This window comes from Burkholderia sp. BCC1640 (assembly GCF_902833125.1).
Taxonomy (GTDB): Bacteria; Pseudomonadota; Gammaproteobacteria; order Burkholderiales; family Burkholderiaceae; genus Burkholderia; species Burkholderia diffusa.
The window spans coordinates 20,132-39,933 of record NZ_CADFEF010000016.1; the positions used below are offsets into that span (position 1 = coordinate 20,132).

General features: G+C 65.5%; 16 protein-coding genes. 1 reads left to right on the forward strand and 15 read right to left on the reverse strand.

Annotated features, from left to right (window positions below; translation table 11 throughout):
* Window positions 1-17: 17 nt before the first annotated feature.
* The 8 genes from pstB to HWX25_RS18435 all read right to left on the reverse strand — a co-directional run bounded on the left by pstB (window position 18) and on the right by HWX25_RS18435 (window position 9,426).
* Window positions 18-866, reverse strand: a complete 849-nt coding sequence (gene pstB, locus HWX25_RS18400) for a phosphate ABC transporter ATP-binding protein PstB (RefSeq protein WP_059815729.1) — start codon at window positions 864-866, stop codon at window positions 18-20.
* Between the two features lie 15 nt (window positions 867-881).
* Complete coding sequence (gene pstA, locus HWX25_RS18405; protein WP_175909559.1) at window positions 882-1,775, reverse strand: phosphate ABC transporter permease PstA; 894 nt, start codon at window positions 1,773-1,775, stop codon at window positions 882-884.
* Window positions 1,772-2,755 (reverse strand): phosphate ABC transporter permease PstC, encoded by a 984-nt coding sequence (gene pstC / locus HWX25_RS18410; protein ID WP_059815732.1) that lies wholly within the window; start codon window positions 2,753-2,755, stop codon window positions 1,772-1,774. Before pstC ends, pstA begins: the two co-directional genes overlap by 4 nt.
* Window positions 2,756-2,849: 94 nt before the next feature.
* Window positions 2,850-3,884, reverse strand: coding sequence for a phosphate ABC transporter substrate-binding protein PstS (gene pstS / locus HWX25_RS18415; protein WP_175909561.1), 1,035 nt, complete (start codon window positions 3,882-3,884; stop codon window positions 2,850-2,852).
* A 455-nt stretch (window positions 3,885-4,339) separates the two neighbouring features.
* A complete protein-coding gene (gene glmM, locus HWX25_RS18420; RefSeq protein WP_175909563.1) occupies window positions 4,340-5,695 on the reverse strand; it encodes a phosphoglucosamine mutase in 1,356 nt (451 codons plus the stop codon).
* A 36-nt stretch (window positions 5,696-5,731) separates the two neighbouring features.
* Window positions 5,732-6,673, reverse strand: a complete 942-nt coding sequence (gene folP / locus HWX25_RS18425) for a dihydropteroate synthase (protein ID WP_175909565.1) — start codon at window positions 6,671-6,673, stop codon at window positions 5,732-5,734.
* A gap of 28 nt (window positions 6,674-6,701) precedes the next feature.
* Window positions 6,702-8,597 (reverse strand): ATP-dependent zinc metalloprotease FtsH, encoded by a 1,896-nt coding sequence (gene ftsH, locus HWX25_RS18430; RefSeq protein ID WP_059465595.1) that lies wholly within the window; start codon window positions 8,595-8,597, stop codon window positions 6,702-6,704.
* A 166-nt stretch (window positions 8,598-8,763) separates the two neighbouring features.
* Window positions 8,764-9,426 carry an RlmE family RNA methyltransferase gene (locus tag HWX25_RS18435; RefSeq protein ID WP_059523464.1) on the reverse strand — a complete coding sequence of 221 codons (663 nt, stop codon included), beginning with the start codon at window positions 9,424-9,426 and terminating at the stop codon, window positions 8,764-8,766.
* Window positions 9,427-9,619: 193 nt separating this feature from the next.
* Here HWX25_RS18435 and HWX25_RS18440 point away from each other — a divergent pair, with 193 nt between their 5' ends.
* Window positions 9,620-10,147 (forward strand): YhbY family RNA-binding protein, encoded by a 528-nt coding sequence (locus tag HWX25_RS18440; protein WP_059523466.1) that lies wholly within the window; start codon window positions 9,620-9,622, stop codon window positions 10,145-10,147.
* Window positions 10,148-10,205: 58 nt separating this feature from the next.
* On the opposite strand, the gene HWX25_RS18445 is transcribed toward HWX25_RS18440, so the two are convergent.
* From HWX25_RS18445 to HWX25_RS18475, 7 genes are all read right to left on the reverse strand, one after another.
* The gene (locus HWX25_RS18445) at window positions 10,206-10,664 is read right to left on the reverse strand and encodes a DUF4149 domain-containing protein (protein ID WP_059523468.1); all 459 of its coding nucleotides are present in this window, start codon (window positions 10,662-10,664) and stop codon (window positions 10,206-10,208) included.
* Between the two features lie 14 nt (window positions 10,665-10,678).
* Complete coding sequence (greA, locus tag HWX25_RS18450; RefSeq protein WP_021163362.1) at window positions 10,679-11,155, reverse strand: transcription elongation factor GreA; 477 nt, start codon at window positions 11,153-11,155, stop codon at window positions 10,679-10,681.
* Between the two features lie 118 nt (window positions 11,156-11,273).
* Window positions 11,274-14,528 (reverse strand): carbamoyl-phosphate synthase large subunit, encoded by a 3,255-nt coding sequence (gene carB / locus HWX25_RS18455; protein WP_124667607.1) that lies wholly within the window; start codon window positions 14,526-14,528, stop codon window positions 11,274-11,276.
* 59 nt (window positions 14,529-14,587) lie between these two features.
* On the reverse strand, window positions 14,588-15,247 hold the full coding sequence (gene leuE, locus HWX25_RS18460; RefSeq protein ID WP_059523472.1) for a leucine efflux protein LeuE: 660 nt from the start codon (window positions 15,245-15,247) through the stop codon (window positions 14,588-14,590).
* A 37-nt stretch (window positions 15,248-15,284) separates the two neighbouring features.
* Window positions 15,285-16,430, reverse strand: coding sequence for a glutamine-hydrolyzing carbamoyl-phosphate synthase small subunit (gene carA, locus HWX25_RS18465; RefSeq protein ID WP_059523474.1), 1,146 nt, complete (start codon window positions 16,428-16,430; stop codon window positions 15,285-15,287).
* A 361-nt stretch (window positions 16,431-16,791) separates the two neighbouring features.
* A complete protein-coding gene (locus tag HWX25_RS18470) occupies window positions 16,792-18,024 on the reverse strand; it encodes an MFS transporter (RefSeq protein WP_175909567.1) in 1,233 nt (410 codons plus the stop codon).
* 163 nt (window positions 18,025-18,187) lie between these two features.
* Entirely contained in the window at window positions 18,188-19,774 is a 1,587-nt protein-coding gene (locus HWX25_RS18475) for a transglycosylase SLT domain-containing protein (protein WP_175909569.1), read from the reverse strand.
* Window positions 19,775-19,802: the final 28 nt, after the last annotated feature.

Here is a 19,802-nt window from a genome sequence, read left to right on the forward strand (position 1 = left end):
GTTGTGATTCTCCGTCATCAGCCGAAACGGCCGGTGATGTAGTCTTCCGTTTCCTTGCGCACCGGCTTGATGAAGATCTTTTCGGTTTCGCCGAATTCGATCAGCTCGCCCAGGTACATGTAGGCCGTGTAGTCCGAGCAGCGCGCGGCCTGCTGCATGTTGTGCGTGACGATCACGACCGTGTAGTCGCTCTTCAGCTCCGCGATCAGCTCCTCGATGCGGCCCGTCGAGATCGGGTCGAGCGCCGAGCACGGCTCGTCGAGCAGCAGCACTTCCGGACGGATCGCGATACCGCGCGCGATGCACAGACGCTGTTGCTGGCCGCCGGACAGCCCGTAACCGCTCTGGCTCAGCTTGTCCTTCACTTCGTTCCACAGCGCGGCCTTCGTCAGCGCCCACTCGACGCGATCGTCCATCTCCGAGCGCGTGAGCTTCTCGAACATCTTCACGCCGAACGCGATGTTGTCGTAGATCGACATCGGGAACGGGGTCGGCTTCTGGAACACCATGCCGATCCGCGCGCGCAGCAGCGAAATGTCGCGCTTGGTGGTCAGCAGGTTCTCGCCGTCCATCAGGATTTCGCCCTCGGCGCGCTGCTCCGGATAGAGCGCGTACATCTTGTTGAACGTGCGCAGGAGCGTCGACTTGCCGCAACCCGACGGACCGATGAACGCCGTCACCTTCCCTTCGGGAATGCGCAGGTTGATGTTCTTCAGCGCGTGGAACTTGTTGTAGAAGAAGTTGAGGTTGTTGACCTCGATCTTCGCGTTCAGCGGCGCCAGCGGACGGCCATGTGCCGCATCTTGTGTGCCGGCGGGCGCAGCGGTGCGCTCGACGGGATTCAGGTGGCTTTCTGCCATATTCATCGGATTGCTCCGCCGTTACTTTTTCGAGAAGATCGAGCGCGCCAGGATGTTGAGTCCGAGCACCCCGAGCGTGATCAGGAACACGCCCGCCCATGCGAGCGACTGCCATTCGGCGAACGGGCTCATCGCGAACTTGTAGATCGTGACGGGCAGGTTCGCAATCGGCTGGCTCATGTCCCACGAGAAGAACTGGTTCGACAGCGCGGTGAACAGCAGCGGCGCCGTTTCGCCGGCGATCCGCGCGACCGCGAGCAGCACGCCCGTCACGATCCCGCCGACCGATGCGCGCAGCGTGATCTTCAACACCATCCGCCACTTCGGCGTGCCGAGCGCGACGGCTGCTTCGCGCAGCGCGTTCGGCACCAGCTTCAGCATGTTCTCGGTCGTGCGGATCACGATCGGAATCTGCAGCAGCGCCAGCGCGATCACGCCGGCCCAGCCCGAGAAGCGCCCCGACTTCGCGACGACGATCGCGTAGACGAACAGCCCGATGACGATCGACGGCGCCGACAGCAGGATGTCGTTGATGAAGCGGATCGTGCTCGCCAGCAGGTTCTTCTGGCCGTATTCGGCAAGATAGACGCCCGCGAGGATGCCGATCGGCGTGCCGACCAGCGTGCCGAAACCGCACAGCAGCAGGCTGCCGACGATCGCGTTCGCCAGGCCGCCGCCTTCCGTGTTCGGTGCCGGCGTCGATTCGGTGAACAGCTGCAGCGACAGACCGCCGACGCCGAGATGCACCGTGGTGTAGAGAATCCACACGAGCCACAACAGGCCGAACGCCATCGCGGCGAGCGACGCGGTCAGCGCGATCGCGTTGGTCACCTTGCGCTTGCGCTGCAGGCGGTTGCGCATCGCGTCGAGCGCGGCGCCATTCGGCCCCGGGAAATTCATGACGGGCTCGCTCATTTCTTGCCCTCTCCCTTCTCGAGACGAAGCAGCAGCAGTTTGGAGATGGACAGCACGATGAACGTGATCACGAACAGGATCAGGCCCAGTTCCATCAGCGCGGACGTATGCAGGCCCGGTTGCGCTTCCGCGAATTCGTTCGCGAGCGCCGACGTGATGCTGTTGCCCGGCGCGAACAGCGACACGCTGTCGAGCAGGTTGGTGTTGCCGATCACGAAGGTCACGGCCATCGTTTCGCCGAGCGCGCGGCCGAGGCCGAGCATCACGCCGCCGATCACGCCGGTCTTCGTGTAGGGCAGCACGACTTTCCACATCACTTCCCACGTCGTGCAGCCGATCCCGTAAGCCGATTCCTTCAGCAGCACGGGCGTGACTTCGAACACGTCGCGCATCACCGACGCGATGTACGGGATGATCATGATCGCGAGGATCACGCCGGCCGCGAGAATGCCGATGCCGATCGGCGGGCCCGACGTCAGCGGACCGAGCACCCACACGTCCTTGAAGAGACGGCCGATCGGCTTCTGGAAGTATTCGGCGAAGATCGGCGCGAACACGAGCAGGCCCCACATGCCGTACACGATCGACGGAATCGCGGCGAGCAGCTCGATCGCGATGCCGAGCGGGCGACGCAGCCACACGGGCGACAATTCGGTGAGGAACAGTGCGATGCCGAAGCTGACGGGCACCGCGATGACGAGCGCGATGAGCGACGTCACGATCGTGCCGTAGATCGGCACGACCGCGCCGTAAATATCCGAGTTCGGATCCCACTCGGTTTGCAACAAGAAGCCGAGGCCGAACTTCTGGATGGTCGGCATCGACGCAATGATCAGGGAAACGATGATCCCGCCCAGCAGCAGCAGGGTCACGATCGCGGCCAGCCGTGCGAGGCCGCCGAACAGAACGTCTCCGAGACGGCTCGGCGCGCGTTGCTGCGCGGCATCGGACCGGGAAGACGTGTAGGAAATATCAGACATGGGCGCCTGTTCTGGATCGCCGGGCGCCGTGACGCCCGGCCTTACCGCACACACTGCCCAGCCGGCACGGCCGGGCAGCGAACCGCTGGATTGCTTACTCCGTGGCGACCGGCTTGCCCGATGCGTCCGTCACCTTCGTCTTCCACTGCTTGCGGATTTCCGTCTCGACCGTCGCCGGCAGCGAGATGTAGTCGAGGCTGTCGGCTGCCTTCTCGCCGTTCTTGAACGCCCAGCTGAAGAACTTCAGCGTTTCGGCGCCCTGCTCCGGCTTGTCCTGCTTCGCGTGCAGCAGCACGAACGTCGCGCCGACGACCGGCCATGCTTCCTTGCCCGGCTGGTTCGTCAGGATCTGGTAGAACGACTTCGACCAGTTCGCGCCGGCAGCAGCGGCCTTGAACGTTTCGGTCTTCGGCTCGACCACCGTGCCCATCGAGTTCTTCAGGGCCGTGTAGGTCATGTTGTTCTTCTTCGCGTACGCCCATTCGACGTAGCCGATCGCGCCCGGCAGGCGCTGCACGAAGGCCGCGACGCCGTCGTTGCCCTTGCCGCCCGTGCCCGTCGGCCAGTTGACCGTCGTGCCTTCGCCGATCTTCGACTTCCACTCGTCGTTGACCTTCGACAGGTAGTTCGTCCAGATGAAGCTCGTGCCCGAGCCGTCAGCACGGCGAACGACCGCGATGTCCGTATCCGGCAGCTTGACCTTCGGGTTCAGCGCGGCGATCGCCGGGTCGTTCCACTTCTTGATCTTGCCGAGGTAGATGTCGCCGAGCACCGGGCCCGACAGCGTCAGTTCGCCGGCCTTCACGCCCGGCACGTTGACGACCGGCACCACGCCGCCGACCACCGTCGGGAACTGGAACAGGCCTTCCTTCGCGAGTTCTTCATCCTTCAGCGGAGCGTCCGAACCGGCAAAATCGACCGTCTTCGCGTTGATCTGCTTGAGGCCGCCCGACGAACCGATACCCTGGTAGTTCACCTTCGCGCCGCCGGCCTGCTGGTAGTCGGCAGCCCATTTCGTATAAATCGGCATCGCGAACGTGCTGCCTGCGCCCGTGATGTCGGCAGCTTGCGCGGCGACTGCGAAAAGCGCGCCAGCCAGGCCGGCAATCGCGGTTTGCATCAATTTCATGAGACCTCCAGTGTGTGAGCGGATGACTACGGCACCGCGAAGGTTAGGGGCTCCTCATGACGATAATGTGACAATCGATGAAACTGGCGTGACAGTAACATGACTGGTTGAAAGGGTGTATCGGGCCCTGTGCGGGCGGCCGCGCAGGGGCAGCGCGGCGGGAAATGACGGCAAGAATTGCCGGTCAGGAAGGGCTGTGCGGCACCCGCCGATGCGAGGTCCGGAGCGAATCGTGTTCACCGCACATGGGGCAGGAAACCCTTTGCGGCGGTCATCACGATTTAGGGTCGGATGTTTTCTTGCGTCAGACGAAATCCGCGCCGAAGTCATCCTCTATTTAATAGCGCAAACCTTTGCGTCTGACGAATTGCGGCGCCCGAGGGCGCCGCTTGTCGAATCATCGGAGAGGCGGCGCGCGCACGGCCGGACCGGTCGCGCGCCGTCACCGATTCGGCTCAGCTCGTCGCCACGCGCACCGCGTCGGCGATCGCTTCCGCGTGACGGGTCGCGTCGGCCGCATGCTGTGCCTCGACCATCACGCGCAGCACGGGCTCGGTGCCCGATGCGCGGATCAGCACTCGGCCGCGGCCGGCGAGCGCGCTTTCGGCTGCGTCGATCGCCGCGCGAATCGATGCGCTGCCCTTCCAGTCGGCACCCGGCTTCATCCGCACGTTGATCAGCTTCTGCGGGAACAGCGTGACGCCGTCCAGCATCTGCGCAAGCGTACGGCCGCTGCGCTTGAGCGCGGCCAGCACGAGCAGCGCCGACACGATGCCGTCGCCGGTCGAATGGCGGTCGAGCGACAGGATGTGGCCCGAGCCTTCCGCACCGAGCTGCCAGCCGCGCTCGCGCAACTGTTCGAGCACGTAGCGATCGCCGACGGCCGCCCGCACGAACTGCACGCCCTCGCGCTGCAGCGCGACCTCGACCGCGAGGTTCGTCATCAGCGTGCCGACCGCGCCGTCGACCTTGCCGGCGGTCGCAATCCGGTCCTTCACGAGTACGTAGAGCAATTCGTCGCCGTTGTACAGCCGGCCCGTCGCATCCACGACCTGCAGGCGGTCCGCATCGCCGTCGAGCGCGATGCCGAGGTCCGCATGGTTCGCCCGCACCGCACGCACCAGTGCGTCGGGCGCCGTTGCGCCGACACCGTCGTTGATGTTGAAGCCGTTCGGCGCGACACCGATCGGAATCACGTCCGCGCCGAGTTCGTGGAATACGTGCGGCGCGATCTGGTACGCGGCGCCGTGGGCGCAGTCGATCACGAGCTTCAGCCCGCGCAGGTCGTATGCGGCCGGGAATGTGCTCTTGCAGAACTCGATGTAGCGGCCGGCCGCGTCGTCGAGGCGACGCGCCTTGCCGAGCCGGTCCGACGACGCGCATTCGAGCGGCTTGTCGAGCCATGCCTCGATCTCGGCCTCGGTATCGTCCGGCAGCTTGTTGCCGTCGGCGGAGAAGAACTTGATCCCGTTGTCCTGATACGGGTTGTGCGATGCGCTGATCACGACACCGGCCGACAGGCGCAGCGCGCGCGTCAGGTACGCGACGCCCGGCGTCGGCATCGGGCCGGCCAGCATCACGTCCACGCCAGCCGCCGAAAAACCGGCCTCGAGCGCGGCCTCGAGCATGTAGCCCGACACGCGCGTGTCCTTGCCGATCAGCACCGTCGGACGCGCACCCGCCGCGACGTCGGCCGCGCCGGCCAGCACCTTGCCGGCCGCATAGCCGAGACGCAACACGAAATCAGGCGTGATGGGCGCCTCGCCCACCGTGCCGCGAATGCCGTCCGTGCCGAAATATCGACGTCCCATGGCGAACCTTCCTCCTTCGTCTTTCTGACTTCTGACTTATCGTTGCCGCGCGGCTTCGCGCACGGCGTTCCAGACCTTCAGCGCATCGACCGTCGCCGCGACGTCGTGCACACGCACGATCGCCGCGCCGCGCCCGACTGCGCACAATGCTGCCGCGACGCTCGCCGCGACGCGTTCGATCGGCGGCTTGCCGCCGATCACCGCGCCGAGCATCGACTTGCGCGACATGCCCGCGAGAATCGGATATGCGCGCCCGTCGGGCCGCGCGGGCGTCGTGTCCGGCAACGCGGCCAGCAGCGCGTAGTTGTCGTCGACCACCGCCTTGCCGAATCCAAACCCGGGATCGACGCAGATCCGTTCCGCTGCGACGCCCGCGTCGCGCAGCGCCTGCGCGCGTGCTGCGAGAAAGTCGCGCACGTCGGTCACGACGTCGCCGTAGTCGGGCTCGCCGACCTGCATCGTCTGCGGCTCGCCGAGCATGTGCATCGCGCACAGTCCGCTGTTGCCTTCACGCACCGCGTCGATCGCACCCGGCTGGCGGAACCCCCAGATGTCGTTGATCATATCCGCGCCGGCAGCGAGCGCCGCACGCATCACGGCAGGCTTGTAGGTGTCGATCGACAGCGGCACGTTCAACGGCCGCAGTGCTTCGACGAGCGGGATCACGCGCGCGAGTTCCTCGTCGAGCGGCACGGGCGGCGCACCGGGGCGCGTCGACTCGCCGCCGATGTCGATCAGGTCGACGCCTTCGGCGATCATCCGCTCGGCCTGGCGCAGCGCATCGTCGCGCGCGAGGAAGCGGCCGCCGTCGGAAAACGAATCGGGGGTGGCGTTGAGAATGCCCATCACGCGCGGGCGTTCGAACGTCAGCGAGAAACGGCCGCACTGGAGCGGCGCGGGAATGGAGGCTGAAACTGCGGATTCGGGCACGGGCGGGAGGTGTTGATGAATGCAAAACGGGCCGGTGTGAAGCCACACCAGCCCGTGAACGGTGCTACGGCGAAGGTCAGGCCGGCGAAGCAGGCGCCGGCGCGTTGCCGGGCTTCACTTCGGCGGCCGTGCCGCCACCCGAGGAATCGCCGCCAACGGCCGGCGAGCTCTTCGGCGAGCGCGGCGGACGCCCTTCCATGATGTCGTTGATCTGATCGGCGTCAATCGTCTCCCACTCCATCAGCGCGGCTGTCATTGCCTCGACCTTGTCGCGGTTCTCTTCGAGCAGGCGACGCGCAAGGCCGTACTGCTCGTCGAGCACGCGGCGGATTTCGCCGTCGACCTTCTGCTGCGTCGCTTCCGAGATCGTGCGGGTGAAGCCGCGGCCGAACGGGCCGCTGTCGTTCTCGTCGTCGACGTAGACCATCGGTCCGAGCGCGTCGGTCATGCCGAAACGCGCCACCATCGCACGCGCCGTCTGCGTCGCCTTGTTGAAGTCGTCCGACGCGCCGGTGCTGATCAGGTTCAGGAACAGCTCCTCGGCCACGCGGCCGCCGAACAGGATCGCCAGACGGTCGAGCAGGTAGTCCTTCGAGTACGTCTCATTGTCATGCTCGGGCAGCTGCCACGTGACACCCAGCGCGCGACCGCGCGGGATGATCGTGACCTTGTGCACCGGGTCGGCCTTCGGCAGCAGCTTCGCGATCACAGCGTGGCCCGACTCGTGGTAAGCCGTCGCACGCTTCGCTTCTTCGCGAATCACCGCCGACTTGCGCTCCGGACCCATGAAGATCTTGTCCTTCGCGTCCTCGAAATCCTGCATCTCGACGATGCGCTTGCCACGGCGGGCGGCGAACAGCGCCGCTTCGTTCACGAGGTTCGCGAGATCGGCGCCCGAGAAGCCCGGCGTGCCGCGTGCGATGACCGCCGCGTCGACGTCGTTCGCGATCGGTACCTTGCGCAGGTGCACGCGCATGATCTGCTCGCGGCCGCGAATGTCCGGCAGGCCGACATAGACCTGGCGGTCGAAACGGCCCGGACGCAGCAGCGCCTTGTCGAGCACATCGGAACGGTTGGTCGCGGCGATCACGATCACGCCCGAGTTCGCTTCGAAGCCGTCCATCTCGACCAGCATCTGGTTCAGCGTCTGCTCGCGCTCGTCGTTGCCGCCGCCCATGCCGGCGCCGCGATGACGGCCGACCGCGTCGATTTCGTCGATGAACACGATGCACGGTGCGTGCTTCTTCGCCTGCTCGAACATGTCGCGCACACGGGCCGCGCCGACGCCGACGAACATTTCGACGAAGTCGGAACCCGAGATGCTGAAGAACGGCACCTTCGCTTCACCGGCGATCGCGCGGGCGAGCAGCGTCTTGCCGGTACCCGGAGGGCCGACGAGCAGCACGCCGCGCGGAATGCGACCGCCCAGCTTCTGGAATTTCTGCGGGTCGCGCAGGAAGTCGACGAGCTCGGACACTTCTTCCTTCGCTTCGTCGCAGCCTGCGACGTCGGAGAAGTTCACCGCGTTGTTGTTCTCGTCGATCAGCCGCGCACGCGATTTCCCGAACGAAAATGCGCCGCCTTTGCCGCCTCCCTGCATCTGCCTCATCATGTAGAACCAGAACACGATGATCAGGATCGTCGGCCCGAGGTAGTACAACGCGGACATCAGCGCGTTCGGCTCGTCATCGGCCTTGCCGCTGACCTGCACGCCGTACTTCATCAGATCGCCGACCATCCAGATGTCGCCGGGCGACACGATCTGGTATTTCTGGCCATCAGCCGGAGTGACGGTGAGGTTGCGCCCCTGCACGATGACGTTCTTGACCTTGCCGTTCTTGGCGTCGTCCATGAACTGCGAATAGGACACACCTTCCTGGACGCGGGGCTTGTCGAACTGCTTGAACACCGTAAACAGCACCAGTGCGATCACCAGCCACACTGCTGCCTTCGAAAACATATTGTTGTTCAAAGCACCACTCCTTCACTCGTAGACGAGCGCCTACATTTTCCTTGCGGCGCTCCTCGGTCATTCTAATCCAGTCCGACCACCCCTGCCATAAGCATTGACAACCGTCGCGATAGCGCTTCGCTTGTCTGGCAAGGGCCGGAGCCCGTTTGCGGCACCGCGCCCCGCGTCACCGCGGATGCTTCAGTTGCCGGCCCAAAATGAACGTTTCGGACGATTTGTCGCGGGACGCCTTCGGCTTGCGCGGCGCGACGATCTTAAACTGCTGTTTGAACTTTTCGACGATCTGGCTGTAGCCGCTGCCGTGGAAACACTTCACGAGCAGCGCACCTTCCGGCTTCAGATGATTCTGCGCAAATTCGAGCGCCAGATCGCACAGATGCTCGATGCGCGCCGCGTCCGCCGAGGCCACGCCCGAGAGGTTGGGGGCCATGTCCGAAATAACAAGGTCCACCGAGCGGCCTTCGAGCACTTCCTCGAGCCGGTGAAGAACCTCGTCCTCGCGGAAGTCGCCCTGGAGGAAGTGGACGTCGGCGATCGGTTCCATCGGCAGGATGTCGAGCGCGACGATCGTGCCGTCGATGCCGCCTTCGCGCTCCGCGTCACGCTTCTTGCCCTGCGCGAGCTTGTTGCGGGCATACTGGCTCCAGCTGCCCGGCGTCGCGCCGAGATCGACGATCACCTGGCCCGGACGGATCAGCTTGTCCTGCTCGTCGATTTCCTTCAGCTTGTACGCGGCACGCGCGCGATAGCCCTCCCGCTGCGCCATTTTGACGTACGGGTCGTTGATGTGGTCGTGCAGCCAGTGCTGGTTAAAGCGGTTTTTTGCCATTCGAGAGAGAGATTGCTGCTATTTGCTTCGTGAAGCCGTGCTTTTGGCGGATAATACGCGTCTTCTTCGCGCGGCTGCGGCCCCTTCCGGGCCCAAGCCGCGATTTTACGTGGTTTCGGCGCGCGGCTGATGCGGTAACTTCCCGCGATTCGCTTCTGATGCAGCGCGCCCCTATTTAGATTTCGACATTTCCATGCCCGCCCTTTCGCTTTCCCCCGCCGAGCGCTCCGCGCTGCGCTCCCAGGCCCATGCGCTCAAGCCCGTCGTGCTGATCGGCGCCGACGGGCTGACCGACGCCGTGCTGAAGGAAATCAAGGTGCACCTCGCCGCGCACCAGTTGATCAAGATCCGCGTGTTCGGTGACGAGCGCGACGAGCGCGTCGCCATTTACGACGAGATCTGCGACCGCCTGAACGCGGCGCCGATCCAGCACATCGGCAAGCTGCTGGTGATCTGGAAGCCCGAGGCTGCCGTGGCGGCCCCGGCCCGCGGCCGTCGTGCCGGCGCGCTGCCGAGCGCGGCCGAAGCCGTCGACGACAAGAAAGGCCGTGCGCCGCGCACCGTCAAGGTCGTCAAGGTGTCGCCGAACGCGAGCCCCGTGCGCCGTCCGAGGCCGGTAAAGGTCACGGTGCGCGGCAACGAGCGCGTGACGGCGGGCGGCACCGTGAAGCGTGCGAAAAAGCGTCAGGCCAGCACGAAGCGGCCGCACCAAGGCAAGTAATCCTGCCGCGCGGCACGGGGCACCCCGTGCCGCCCTGCCGGTGCGGCGCACACGCCGTTCAGGCGTCTCGCGCCGGCAAACGCCAGATCAGCATCAGCCCCAGCACGCTCTCGACGAGATAGAACAGGCTCGACACGCCGTGCAGCATCCCGAAGCGGCTCGCATACGGCGAGTTCGCGATATCGGTGCCCGCCTCCATCGCGGCCACCCGCAGCGCGTTCATGAACGGCTGCAGCGCAAAATACCCGACCAGCACGCACGCGACCATCGCCGCGACGATCCAGCGCACGCGCCGGTAATCGCCGCTGCCGCGCCGCACCTGCTGGTTCGACAGCGCGAGCAGCAACACGCCGCATACGACACCGAGGATCGCCTCGATGCGAAACAACTGGGCGGCGACCGAGCCGGCCGTCATCCGCTCCAGCGTCTTGAACAGCACTGGCGCGACCGCATACCCGATCGTCAGCAGGCTGCCGACCCACACGGCCGACAGCAGACGGAACACGCGATGCGGCATCACGTCGCCCCGCTTCAGATGTAGCTGACCGAGATGATTTCGTATTCGCGCACGCCGCTCGGCGCCTGCACGGCCGCGACGTCGCCTTCGGACTTGCCGATCAGCGCGCGTGCGATCGGCGAGCTGACCGAGATCAGGCCGTGATCGATGTCGGCTTCGTCGTCGCCGACGATCTGGTACTTGACGGTGTCGCCGGACTCGAGATCCTCGAGTTCGACCGTCGATGCGAAGACCACGCGGCCTTCAGCGTCGAGCACGGTGGGATCGATGACCTGCGCGGCCGAAAGCTTCGATTCGATTTCCGCGATGCGACCCTCGATGAAGCCCTGCTTTTCTTTCGCAGCGTCGTATTCGGCGTTTTCGGACAGATCGCCCTGTGCGCGGGCCTCCGCGATCGCGTTGATCACGGCCGGCCGCTCGACGGACTTGAGGCGCTGCAATTCATCGCGCAGTTGCTCTGCGCCACGCTTTGTCAACGGAATGGTGCTCATAAACGGCTCAATCGCTAAAAACGGCTATAAAAAAAATCACCGCGATTAAGCGCATTTCCGGCGAACCGGAAACACCGCTTAATCGCGGCACGTGTTGCTTCGACAGGTAACTGAACGCTTAGTTTAGGCGAGCATGAAGACCTTGTAAATCATAGACTTCCAGATCCTTCAGGTAGCGCAAGCCTTCGACAGCCGCGCGCGCGCCCGACATCGTCGTGTAGTACGTGACCTTGTGCGCCTGCGCGCTCATGCGGATCGAACGCGAATCGGCGATCGCCTGGCGCGTCTCGTCGACCGTCGTGAACACGAGTGCGATCTCGCCGTTCTTGATCATGTCGACGATGTGCGGACGGCCGTCCTTCACCTTGTTGACGACCTTCACCGGCACGCCGGCCGCTTCGATCGCGGCAGCCGTGCCCTTGGTCGCGACGATCGGGTAGCCGAGGTCGTGCAGCATGCGCGCGACTTCGACCGCCTTCGGCTTGTCGGCGTCCATCACGGTCAGCAGCACCGTGCCCGACTCCGGCAGGCGCGAGCCCGCCGCGAGCTGCGACTTGAACAGCGCCTCGCCGAACGTCTGGCCGACACCCATCACTTCGCCGGTCGAACGCATTTCAGGCCCGAGGACCGGATCGACGGTCGGGAACTTGACGAACGGGAACACCGCTTCCTTCACGCTGAAGTACGGCGGCTCGACTTCCTTCGTCACGCCCTGCTGCGCGAGCTTCTGGCCGACCATCGCGCGCGCCGCGATCTTCGCGAGCGGCAGGCTGGTCGCCTTCGACACGTACGGCACCGTGCGCGATGCGCGCGGGTTCACTTCGAGCACGTAGATGATGTCCTGCTTCGAACCGTCCGCCTGCGGCACCTGCTGGATCGCGAACTGCACGTTCATCAGGCCGACCACGTTCAGCGCCTTCGCCATCGCGCCCGTCTGGCGCTTCAGTTCGGCAACGGTTTCCTTCGACAGCGAGTACGGCGGCAGCGAGCATGCCGAGTCGCCCGAGTGGACGCCCGCCTGCTCGATGTGTTCCATCACGCCGCCGATGAACACCGACTCGCCGTCGCAGATGCAGTCGACGTCGCATTCGATCGCGTCGTTCAGGAAGCGGTCGAGCAGCACCGGCGAATCGTTCGACACCTTCACGGCCTCGCGCATGTAGCGCTCGAGGTCGCGCGGCTCATGGACGATTTCCATCGCGCGGCCGCCCAGCACGTACGACGGGCGCACGACGAGCGGGTAGCCGATTTCGGCCGCCAGTGCGAGCGCTTCGTCTTCGGCGCGTGCGGTGCGGTTCGGCGGCTGGCGCAGGCCGAGGTCCTGCAGCAGCTTCTGGAAGCGTTCGCGGTCTTCGGCCGCATCGATCATGTCCGGCGACGTGCCGACGATCGGCACGCCGTGTGCCTCGAGGTCGAGCGCGAGCTTCAGCGGCGTCTGGCCGCCGTACTGGACGATCACGCCGACGGGCTTTTCCTTGTCGACGATCTCGAGCACGTCTTCCAGCGTCAGCGGCTCGAAGTACAGGCGGTCGGACGTGTCATAGTCGGTCGACACCGTTTCCGGGTTGCAGTTGACCATGATCGTTTCGTAGCCGTCCTCGCGCATCGCGAGCGCCGCGTGCACGCAGCAGTAGTCGAACTCGATGCCCTGGCCGATCCGGTTCGGGCCGCCGCCCAGCACCATGATCTTCTTGTTGGTGGTCGGCTGCGCCTCGCACTCTTCCTCGTAGGTCGAGTACATGTAGGCCGTCTTGGTCGCAAACTCGGCCGCGCAGGTGTCGACGCGCTTGTAGACCGGGCGCACGTTCAGTTCGACGCGGCGGCGGCGGACGTCTTCCGGCGTCGCGCCGAGCAGCTTCGCGAGTCGACGGTCGGAGAAGCCGCTCTGCTTCAGGAAGCGCAGCTCGTCGAACGTCAGCGACGCGAGCGTGCGGCCCGCGAGCGCCTTTTCCTTCAGGATGATCTGCTCGATCTGCTCGAGGAACCACGGGTCGATCGCGGTTTCCGCGAAGATTTCCTCGGCCGTCATGCCGATGCGGAATGCATCGCCGACGTACCAGATGCGGTCCGGGCCCGGCTCGTGGATCTCGATCGCGATCTCGTCGCGGTCGGTCGACTTCTCGTCGAGACCGTCGACGCCGACTTCGAGGCCGCGCAGCGCCTTCTGGAACGATTCCTGGAACGTACGGCCGATCGCCATCACTTCGCCGACCGACTTCATCTGCGTGGTCAGGCGCGAATCGGCTTCGCGGAACTTCTCGAACGCGAAACGCGGGATCTTCGTGACGACGTAGTCGATCGTCGGCTCGAACGATGCCGGCGTCTGGCCGCCGGTGATTTCGTTCTTCAGCTCGTCGAGCGTGTAGCCGACCGCCAGCTTCGCCGCGACCTTCGCGATCGGGAAGCCGGTCGCCTTCGACGCGAGCGCCGACGAACGCGACACCCGCGGGTTCATCTCGATGACGACCATGCGGCCGTCCTTCGGGTTGATCGAGAACTGCACGTTCGAGCCGCCGGTGTCGACGCCGATCTCGCGCAGCACCGCGAGCGATGCGTTACGCAGGATCTGGTATTCCTTGTCGGTGAGCGTCTGCGCCGGCGCGACCGTGATCGAGTCGCCGGTGTGCACGCCCATCGGGTCGAGGTTTTCGATCGAGCACACGATGATGCAGTTGTCGGCGCGGTCGCGCACGACTTCCATCTCGTATTCCTTCCAGCCGAGCAGCGACTCTTCGATCAGCAACTCGCGCGTGGGCGACAGGTCGAGACCGCGCTTGCAGATCTCTTCAAACTCTTCGCGGTTGTACGCAATGCCGCCGCCCGAGCCGCCGAGCGTGAACGACGGACGGATCACGACCGGATAGCCGCTGCCGCCGGTGCCGGCCATGATCTCGGCATGCACCTGGGTCGCCTCTTCCATCGAGTGCGCGATGCCCGACTTCGCGGAGCCGAGACCGATCTTGGTCATCGCTTCCTTGAACTTCTGGCGGTCTTCCGCCTTGTCGATCGCTTCCGGCGACGCGCCGATCAGCTCGACGCCGAACTTCTCGAGCACGCCGTGGTGGTGCAGGTCGAGCGCGCAGTTCAGCGCGGTCTGGCCGCCCATCGTCGGCAGGATCGCGTCCGGGCGCTCCTTCTCGATGATGCGTGCGACGACTTCCCACGTGATCGGCTCGATGTAGGTGACGTCGGCCGTGTTCGGGTCGGTCATGATCGTCGCCGGGTTGCTGTTCACGAGGACGACCTTGTAGCCCTCTTCACGCAGCGCCTTGCAAGCCTGCGCGCCCGAATAGTCGAACTCGCAAGCCTGGCCGATGATGATCGGGCCGGCGCCGATGATGAGGATGCTTTTGATGTCTGTGCGTTTTGGCATGGCTTGTGAATTCAGTAAGTAATCTTTGTCGTGGCGTTGTCGCGGATCGGCGGCTGCGCTCAGCTCATGGTGGCGAGCGCGAGCTTCACCGAGAAACCGATGAACAGGCCGCCCACGCTGCTCGCCGCGCCCGCCGCGAGCTTGCGGCGGCGGCGGAAATGCTCGGCGAGCCGCGCGCCCGCGAAGATCAGCGTGCTCAGGTACAGGAAGCTCGCGCATTGCGCGATCGCCCCGAGCACGACGAACGACAGCGCGGGATGCGGGAACGCCGGGTCGACGAACTGGATGAAGAACGAGATGAAGAACAGGATCGCCTTCGGATTAAGGAGGCTCACGATCAGCGCCTTGCGGAACGGCCGCTCGCCATCGACCGCACGCGGTGCATCGGCCGGCGCATCGGCGCGCGCGCGCAGCTTCCGCCACGCGCCGCGCAGCATCCCGGCACCGATGTACAGCAGGTACGCGGCGCCGCCGTACTTGACGACGGAGAACAGCAGCGGGTTCGCCTTCAGCAGCGACGCGACGCCCGCGGCGGACAGCACCATCAGCACCGTGTCGCCGAGGAACACGCCGCAGGCCGCGCGATATCCGGCCTTCACGCCGCGCTGCGCCGCGAGCGACAGCACGTACATCGAGTTCGGCCCCGGCAGCAGGATAATGAAGATCACGCCGAACACGTAGGTCCAGATATCCGTGATGCCGAGTGCGTGGCCGAACATGATGCGAATCTCCCGTTCTTCGGTTGCTTCAGTTGCGTCAGGCGTTGCGCTGCTTCGCCGCGTCCATCAGTGCGGTGAAGCGGTCGAACAGATACGCGATGTCGTGCGGGCCGGGCGACGCTTCCGGGTGGCCCTGGAAGCAGAATGCCGGCTTGTCGGTCAGCTCGAAGCCCTGCAGCGTGCCGTCGAACAGCGACACGTGCGTCACGCGCGCGTTGGCCGGCAGCGAATCCGCGTCGACCGCGAAACCGTGGTTCTGCGACGTGATCACCACGCGACCGTCGCCGAGATCCTTCACCGGGTGGTTCGCGCCGTGGTGGCCCGTCTTCATCTTCAGCGTCTTCGCGCCGACCGCGAGGCCCATGATCTGGTGGCCGAGGCAGATGCCGAAGGTCGGCACGCCGCGCTCGATGAATTCCTTGGCCGCCGCGATCGCGTAGTCGCACGGCTCCGGATCGCCGGGGCCGTTCGACAGGAAGATGCCGTCCGGATTCAGTGCCAGCGCGTCGGCCGCGCTCGCCTCGGCCGGCAGCACCGTCACGTGGCAGCCGCGCTCCGCGAGCATGCGCAGAATGTTGTACTTGACGCCGAAGTCGTACGCGACGACGCGGTACTTCGGCGCTTCCTGCATGCCGTAGCCGCTGCCGAGGCGCCATTCGGTCTGCTTCCACTCGAACGGCTTCGTGGTCGACACGACCTTCGCGAGATCCATGCCCGCGAGGCCCGGGAACGAGCGCGCGAGTTCGATCGCCTTCGCCTCGTCGTTCGAGCCGGCCAGGATGCAGCCGTTCTGCGCGCCCTTGTCGCGCAGGATACGGGTCAACTTGCGAGTATCGATGCCGGCGATCGCGACGACGCCTTCGTCGCGCAGGTAGTCGCCGAGCGTGCGGTCCATGCGGAAATTCGATGCGAGCGTCGGCAGATCACGGATGATCAGGCCGGCGGCATGGACTTTCGTGGCTTCGACGTCTTCGGCGTTGACGCCGACGTTGCCGATATGCGGGTAGGTGAGCGTGACGATCTGACGCGCGTAGCTCGGATCAGTCAGGATTTCCTGATAGCCGGTAATCGCGGTGTTGAACACGACTTCACCGATCGTGTGGCCTTCGGCCCCGATCGAATAACCACGAAAGACCGTGCCGTCGGCGAGTGCAAGCAAGGCGGGAGAAAAAGACGGCAACACGGGAGGCTCCTTGGGGAACACCCTGCTGCCGACCTGTTTACCCTGCCGCGCGAGCGCCGCGCTGCGTAGGCGCGCGGAGTCGCTAGCTGGACGCGACCTGCGGTGTCGGCACGCGAACCCGGCGCGTGGCGCACGAGGCTTCGCGGCATCGCCCGACAGGCGGCGTGCGGCGGATGAACGGGATGAGTGAGGTAGGCGCTAGGGTGCGAGGTTGATCAGCACAAACTTTCAAATTATAGCCCGAAAATGGCCTTATCTTCAATCGATATGGCCGTCCGATCACGCATGCGGCGCGCGCAATGCCATGGCATCACGCGCGCCGTTCGTTGCTGCGGCCCCGTTTCCGCAGCCGCCCTACCCGTCAGCGTACCGCCGGATCAACATGCTTGCCAGCGCTGCGCGCGGGCCATACGTACCAGACCGCGCTTGCGAGTTGCAGCACGAGCAGCATGCTCCACGCCGTGACGTGCGCGGCAGCCGGGTAATGGCCGTCGACGGCCGGCCAGTGCGACAGCACCGCGCCGATACCGATCTGGAACGCAAAGATCAGCACGAAGATCACAAGCGTCAATGTCGTGTTCGCGCGGCCGATCAGTTGGGCCGGGAAGTGGCCGGCCAGCACGGCATAGGTGAGAATCCCGACGCCGCCGAACATTCCGTAGGCCGCCCACAGCACGGCCGGCGGCAGCGGCACGCGCGCGACGATCGCGATTTGCGTGGCGACAAACAGCACCATGCCGACGCCGCAAAACGCCTGGACGGACACGCCGCGGCGCTCGAGCACGCGCGCCGCCGCGCCGAAACCGACACAGCCGGCCATCATCGCGAAGCCGAGCACCGACACGAGCCGTGCGGCGTGCTGCGCATCGAACCCCGCGACGTCGCGCAGGTACGGACCGACCCACAGCGACTGCATCGCGTAGAACACGCCCTGCGTGACGATCGAGAACGACGAGATCTTCCAGAATGCACGGCTGCCGAGGATGTGCCACGTGCCCTTGAACTGGCTGACGAGTCCGCCCTGATGGCGCGGCCGCTCGGCATCCGGCGCGCCGAAGCCGATCGCGGCCGCGACGACGATCGTCAGCACCGCGAGGCCGCCGCAGATCACACGCCAGCTCGTCACGCCGAGCAGCCAGGTCAACGGCGAGCCGACCGCGACGCCGCCCAGGCCGCCGACAGCCATCACGAGACCGTTGACGAGCGGCAGCCGGCCGACCGGAAAATGCTGCGCGAGCGCCTTGAATGCCGCACCGAGACAGACCGATACGCCGACGCCGATCAGCAGCCGGCCGACCATCATCGTGCCAAGGTCGTGCGCGACGCCGAACACGGCGGCACCGGCGGCCGCGAACAGCAGCATCCCGGCCGTCACGCGGCGCGGGCCGAAATGGTCGAGCAGCACGCCGGCCGGAATCTGCGCGCCGGCAAAGCCGAGAAAATAGAGACTGGTGAGCAGCCCGAGATCGGCGGCCGAGAGCCCGAGCTCGTGCGTAACGAACGGCGCGAAGCCGAGATTGACGCCGCGGAACACATACGACACGAAATATCCGACCGCAAACAGCGCGAGCACCCTCACCTGCACCGACGACATCGCTCCTCCTCGTGATCCGATCCCGGCCGCGCGAAGCAACGCCGCCGCTGCCGCGCACAAACGAAAACGCCGTCACCTCGGTGACGGCGTTGCTTCGGGTTTCATCGGATGATAACGCAAGCGCGCGATCCGGCCGGACCGCCGCGCTGCAGTCGCGACCGCGTTACTTCTTCTTGCCCTTGTTTGCAGCGGCCTTCGGCGCGGCCTTGGCCGGCGCCGCCTTCGCGGAAGCAGCCTTCGTCGCGCGGGCCGCCGGCTTCGCGGCACCGTGCTTCGCGCCGCGCGACTTGCCGCCGACGGACAGGCTCGCGCGCTCGATACGCGCGCCGGCGGTCGACGTCGCGATCCGCTCCGGACCCGGCTCGGCAGGCACCGCGCGACCGACCGGGACGTGCAGCACGAGCGCCTGGCCCGGCATTGCGAGATCGCGATGCGTGCGGTTCCATGCCTTCAGCTGGCTGACCGACACGCCGTAGCGGCCGGCGATCGCCGCCATCGACTGCTTGCGGCGCACGCGGATCAGCATCTTGCGCGTGTCGGGTACGTCGGGCTCCATCGCGAGCGCGCCATTTTCCGCAACGTCCGCGCTGATGTCCTCGTCGTCGTCATCGCCGCGCGGCACAACGATGGTCGAGCCCGGCTTCAGGCGCATGCCGGCGGGAATTTTGTTGACGGACATCAGCGTATCGGCGTCGACACCGATCTTCTCGGCGATCGCGGCCGGGCGCGCGCGCTCGCTGACCGTATAGGTGGTCCACGTCGACAACTGGCCGTTATAGGCCTTCAGGTTCTTCTCGAACGCTGCCGCATTGTCGAACGGCAGCAGGATCTGCGGCTCGGTCGCGCCGAGGATCACCGGCTTCGAGAACGACGGGTTCAGCGAGCGGAACTCGTCGAGCGACAGGTTCGCGAGCTTCGCGGCCACCGCCACGTCGATGTCGCGCGACGTCGTGACCGTCACGAAATACGGGTGGTTCGGGATCTCCGGCAGCGTCAGGCCGAACTGCTGCGGATTCGCGATGATGTTCTTCACCGCCTGCAGCTTCGGCACGTAGTTGCGCGTCTCGTTCGGCATCCGCAGGCTCTGGTAGTCGGTCGGCAGGCCGGCCGCCTGGTTGCGCGCGATCGCACGCTGCACGTTGCCCTCGCCCCAGTTGTACGCGGCCAGCGCCAGATACCAGTCGCCGAACATGTCATGCAGGCGCGACAGGTAGTCGAGCGCGGCGCTCGTCGACGCGAGCACGTCACGGCGCTCGTCCTGCCACATGTTGCGCTTCAGGTTGTACGTGCGGCCCGTGCCCGGCATGAACTGCCACATGCCTGCCGCCTTCGCGACCGACAGCGCCTGCGGGTTGAACGCGGATTCGATGAACGGCAGCAGCGCGAGCTCGGTCGGCATATGGCGCGCCTCGAGTTCCTCGACGATGTGATACAAGTACTTCTGCGAGCGCTCGGTCATGCGCTGCACGTAATCGGGACGCTGCGTGTACCAGGTCGTCTGCATGTCGACGAGGTCGCTCTGCAGGTCGGGCATCTGGAAGCCGCGACGGATGCGGCCCCAGAGATCGGAATCTGCACTGGTCAGGTCGCCGACGGATTGCTTGTCGACGTCGACAGTTTCTTTGGCGGTGGCTGATTTACGGAGGTAGTTGGACGCCGCCTGCGAATCGGCGGCGTTGTTGGCGACAGGAGCCTGGCTCGCACAAGCGGCGAGTAGCAGGACCACCATCGCACTCAATATAAGTCGCATGAAAATCTCGGCTTCCGACGGCTGGAAA

What these genes read in the sequence shown, in the direction of transcription:
- HWX25_RS18435 (WP_059523464.1), bottom strand. Translation starts at nt 9,426, where the DNA reads ATGGCAAAAAACCGCTTTAACCAGCACTGGCTGCACGACCACATCAAC.
- HWX25_RS18440 (WP_059523466.1), top strand. Translation starts at nt 9,620, where the DNA reads ATGCCCGCCCTTTCGCTTTCCCCCGCCGAGCGCTCCGCGCTGCGCTCC.
- greA (WP_021163362.1), bottom strand. Translation starts at nt 11,155, where the DNA reads ATGAGCACCATTCCGTTGACAAAGCGTGGCGCAGAGCAACTGCGCGAT.
- pstC (WP_059815732.1), bottom strand. Translation starts at nt 2,755, where the DNA reads ATGTCTGATATTTCCTACACGTCTTCCCGGTCCGATGCCGCGCAGCAA.
- HWX25_RS18445 (WP_059523468.1), bottom strand. Translation starts at nt 10,664, where the DNA reads ATGCCGCATCGCGTGTTCCGTCTGCTGTCGGCCGTGTGGGTCGGCAGC.
- pstA (WP_175909559.1), bottom strand. Translation starts at nt 1,775, where the DNA reads ATGAGCGAGCCCGTCATGAATTTCCCGGGGCCGAATGGCGCCGCGCTC.
- HWX25_RS18470 (WP_175909567.1), bottom strand. Translation starts at nt 18,024, where the DNA reads ATGTCGTCGGTGCAGGTGAGGGTGCTCGCGCTGTTTGCGGTCGGATAT.
- HWX25_RS18475 (WP_175909569.1), bottom strand. Translation starts at nt 19,774, where the DNA reads ATGCGACTTATATTGAGTGCGATGGTGGTCCTGCTACTCGCCGCTTGT.
- pstB (WP_059815729.1), bottom strand. Translation starts at nt 866, where the DNA reads ATGAATATGGCAGAAAGCCACCTGAATCCCGTCGAGCGCACCGCTGCG.
- glmM (WP_175909563.1), bottom strand. Translation starts at nt 5,695, where the DNA reads ATGGGACGTCGATATTTCGGCACGGACGGCATTCGCGGCACGGTGGGC.
- carB (WP_124667607.1), bottom strand. Translation starts at nt 14,528, where the DNA reads ATGCCAAAACGCACAGACATCAAAAGCATCCTCATCATCGGCGCCGGC.
- pstS (WP_175909561.1), bottom strand. Translation starts at nt 3,884, where the DNA reads ATGAAATTGATGCAAACCGCGATTGCCGGCCTGGCTGGCGCGCTTTTC.
- leuE (WP_059523472.1), bottom strand. Translation starts at nt 15,247, where the DNA reads ATGTTCGGCCACGCACTCGGCATCACGGATATCTGGACCTACGTGTTC.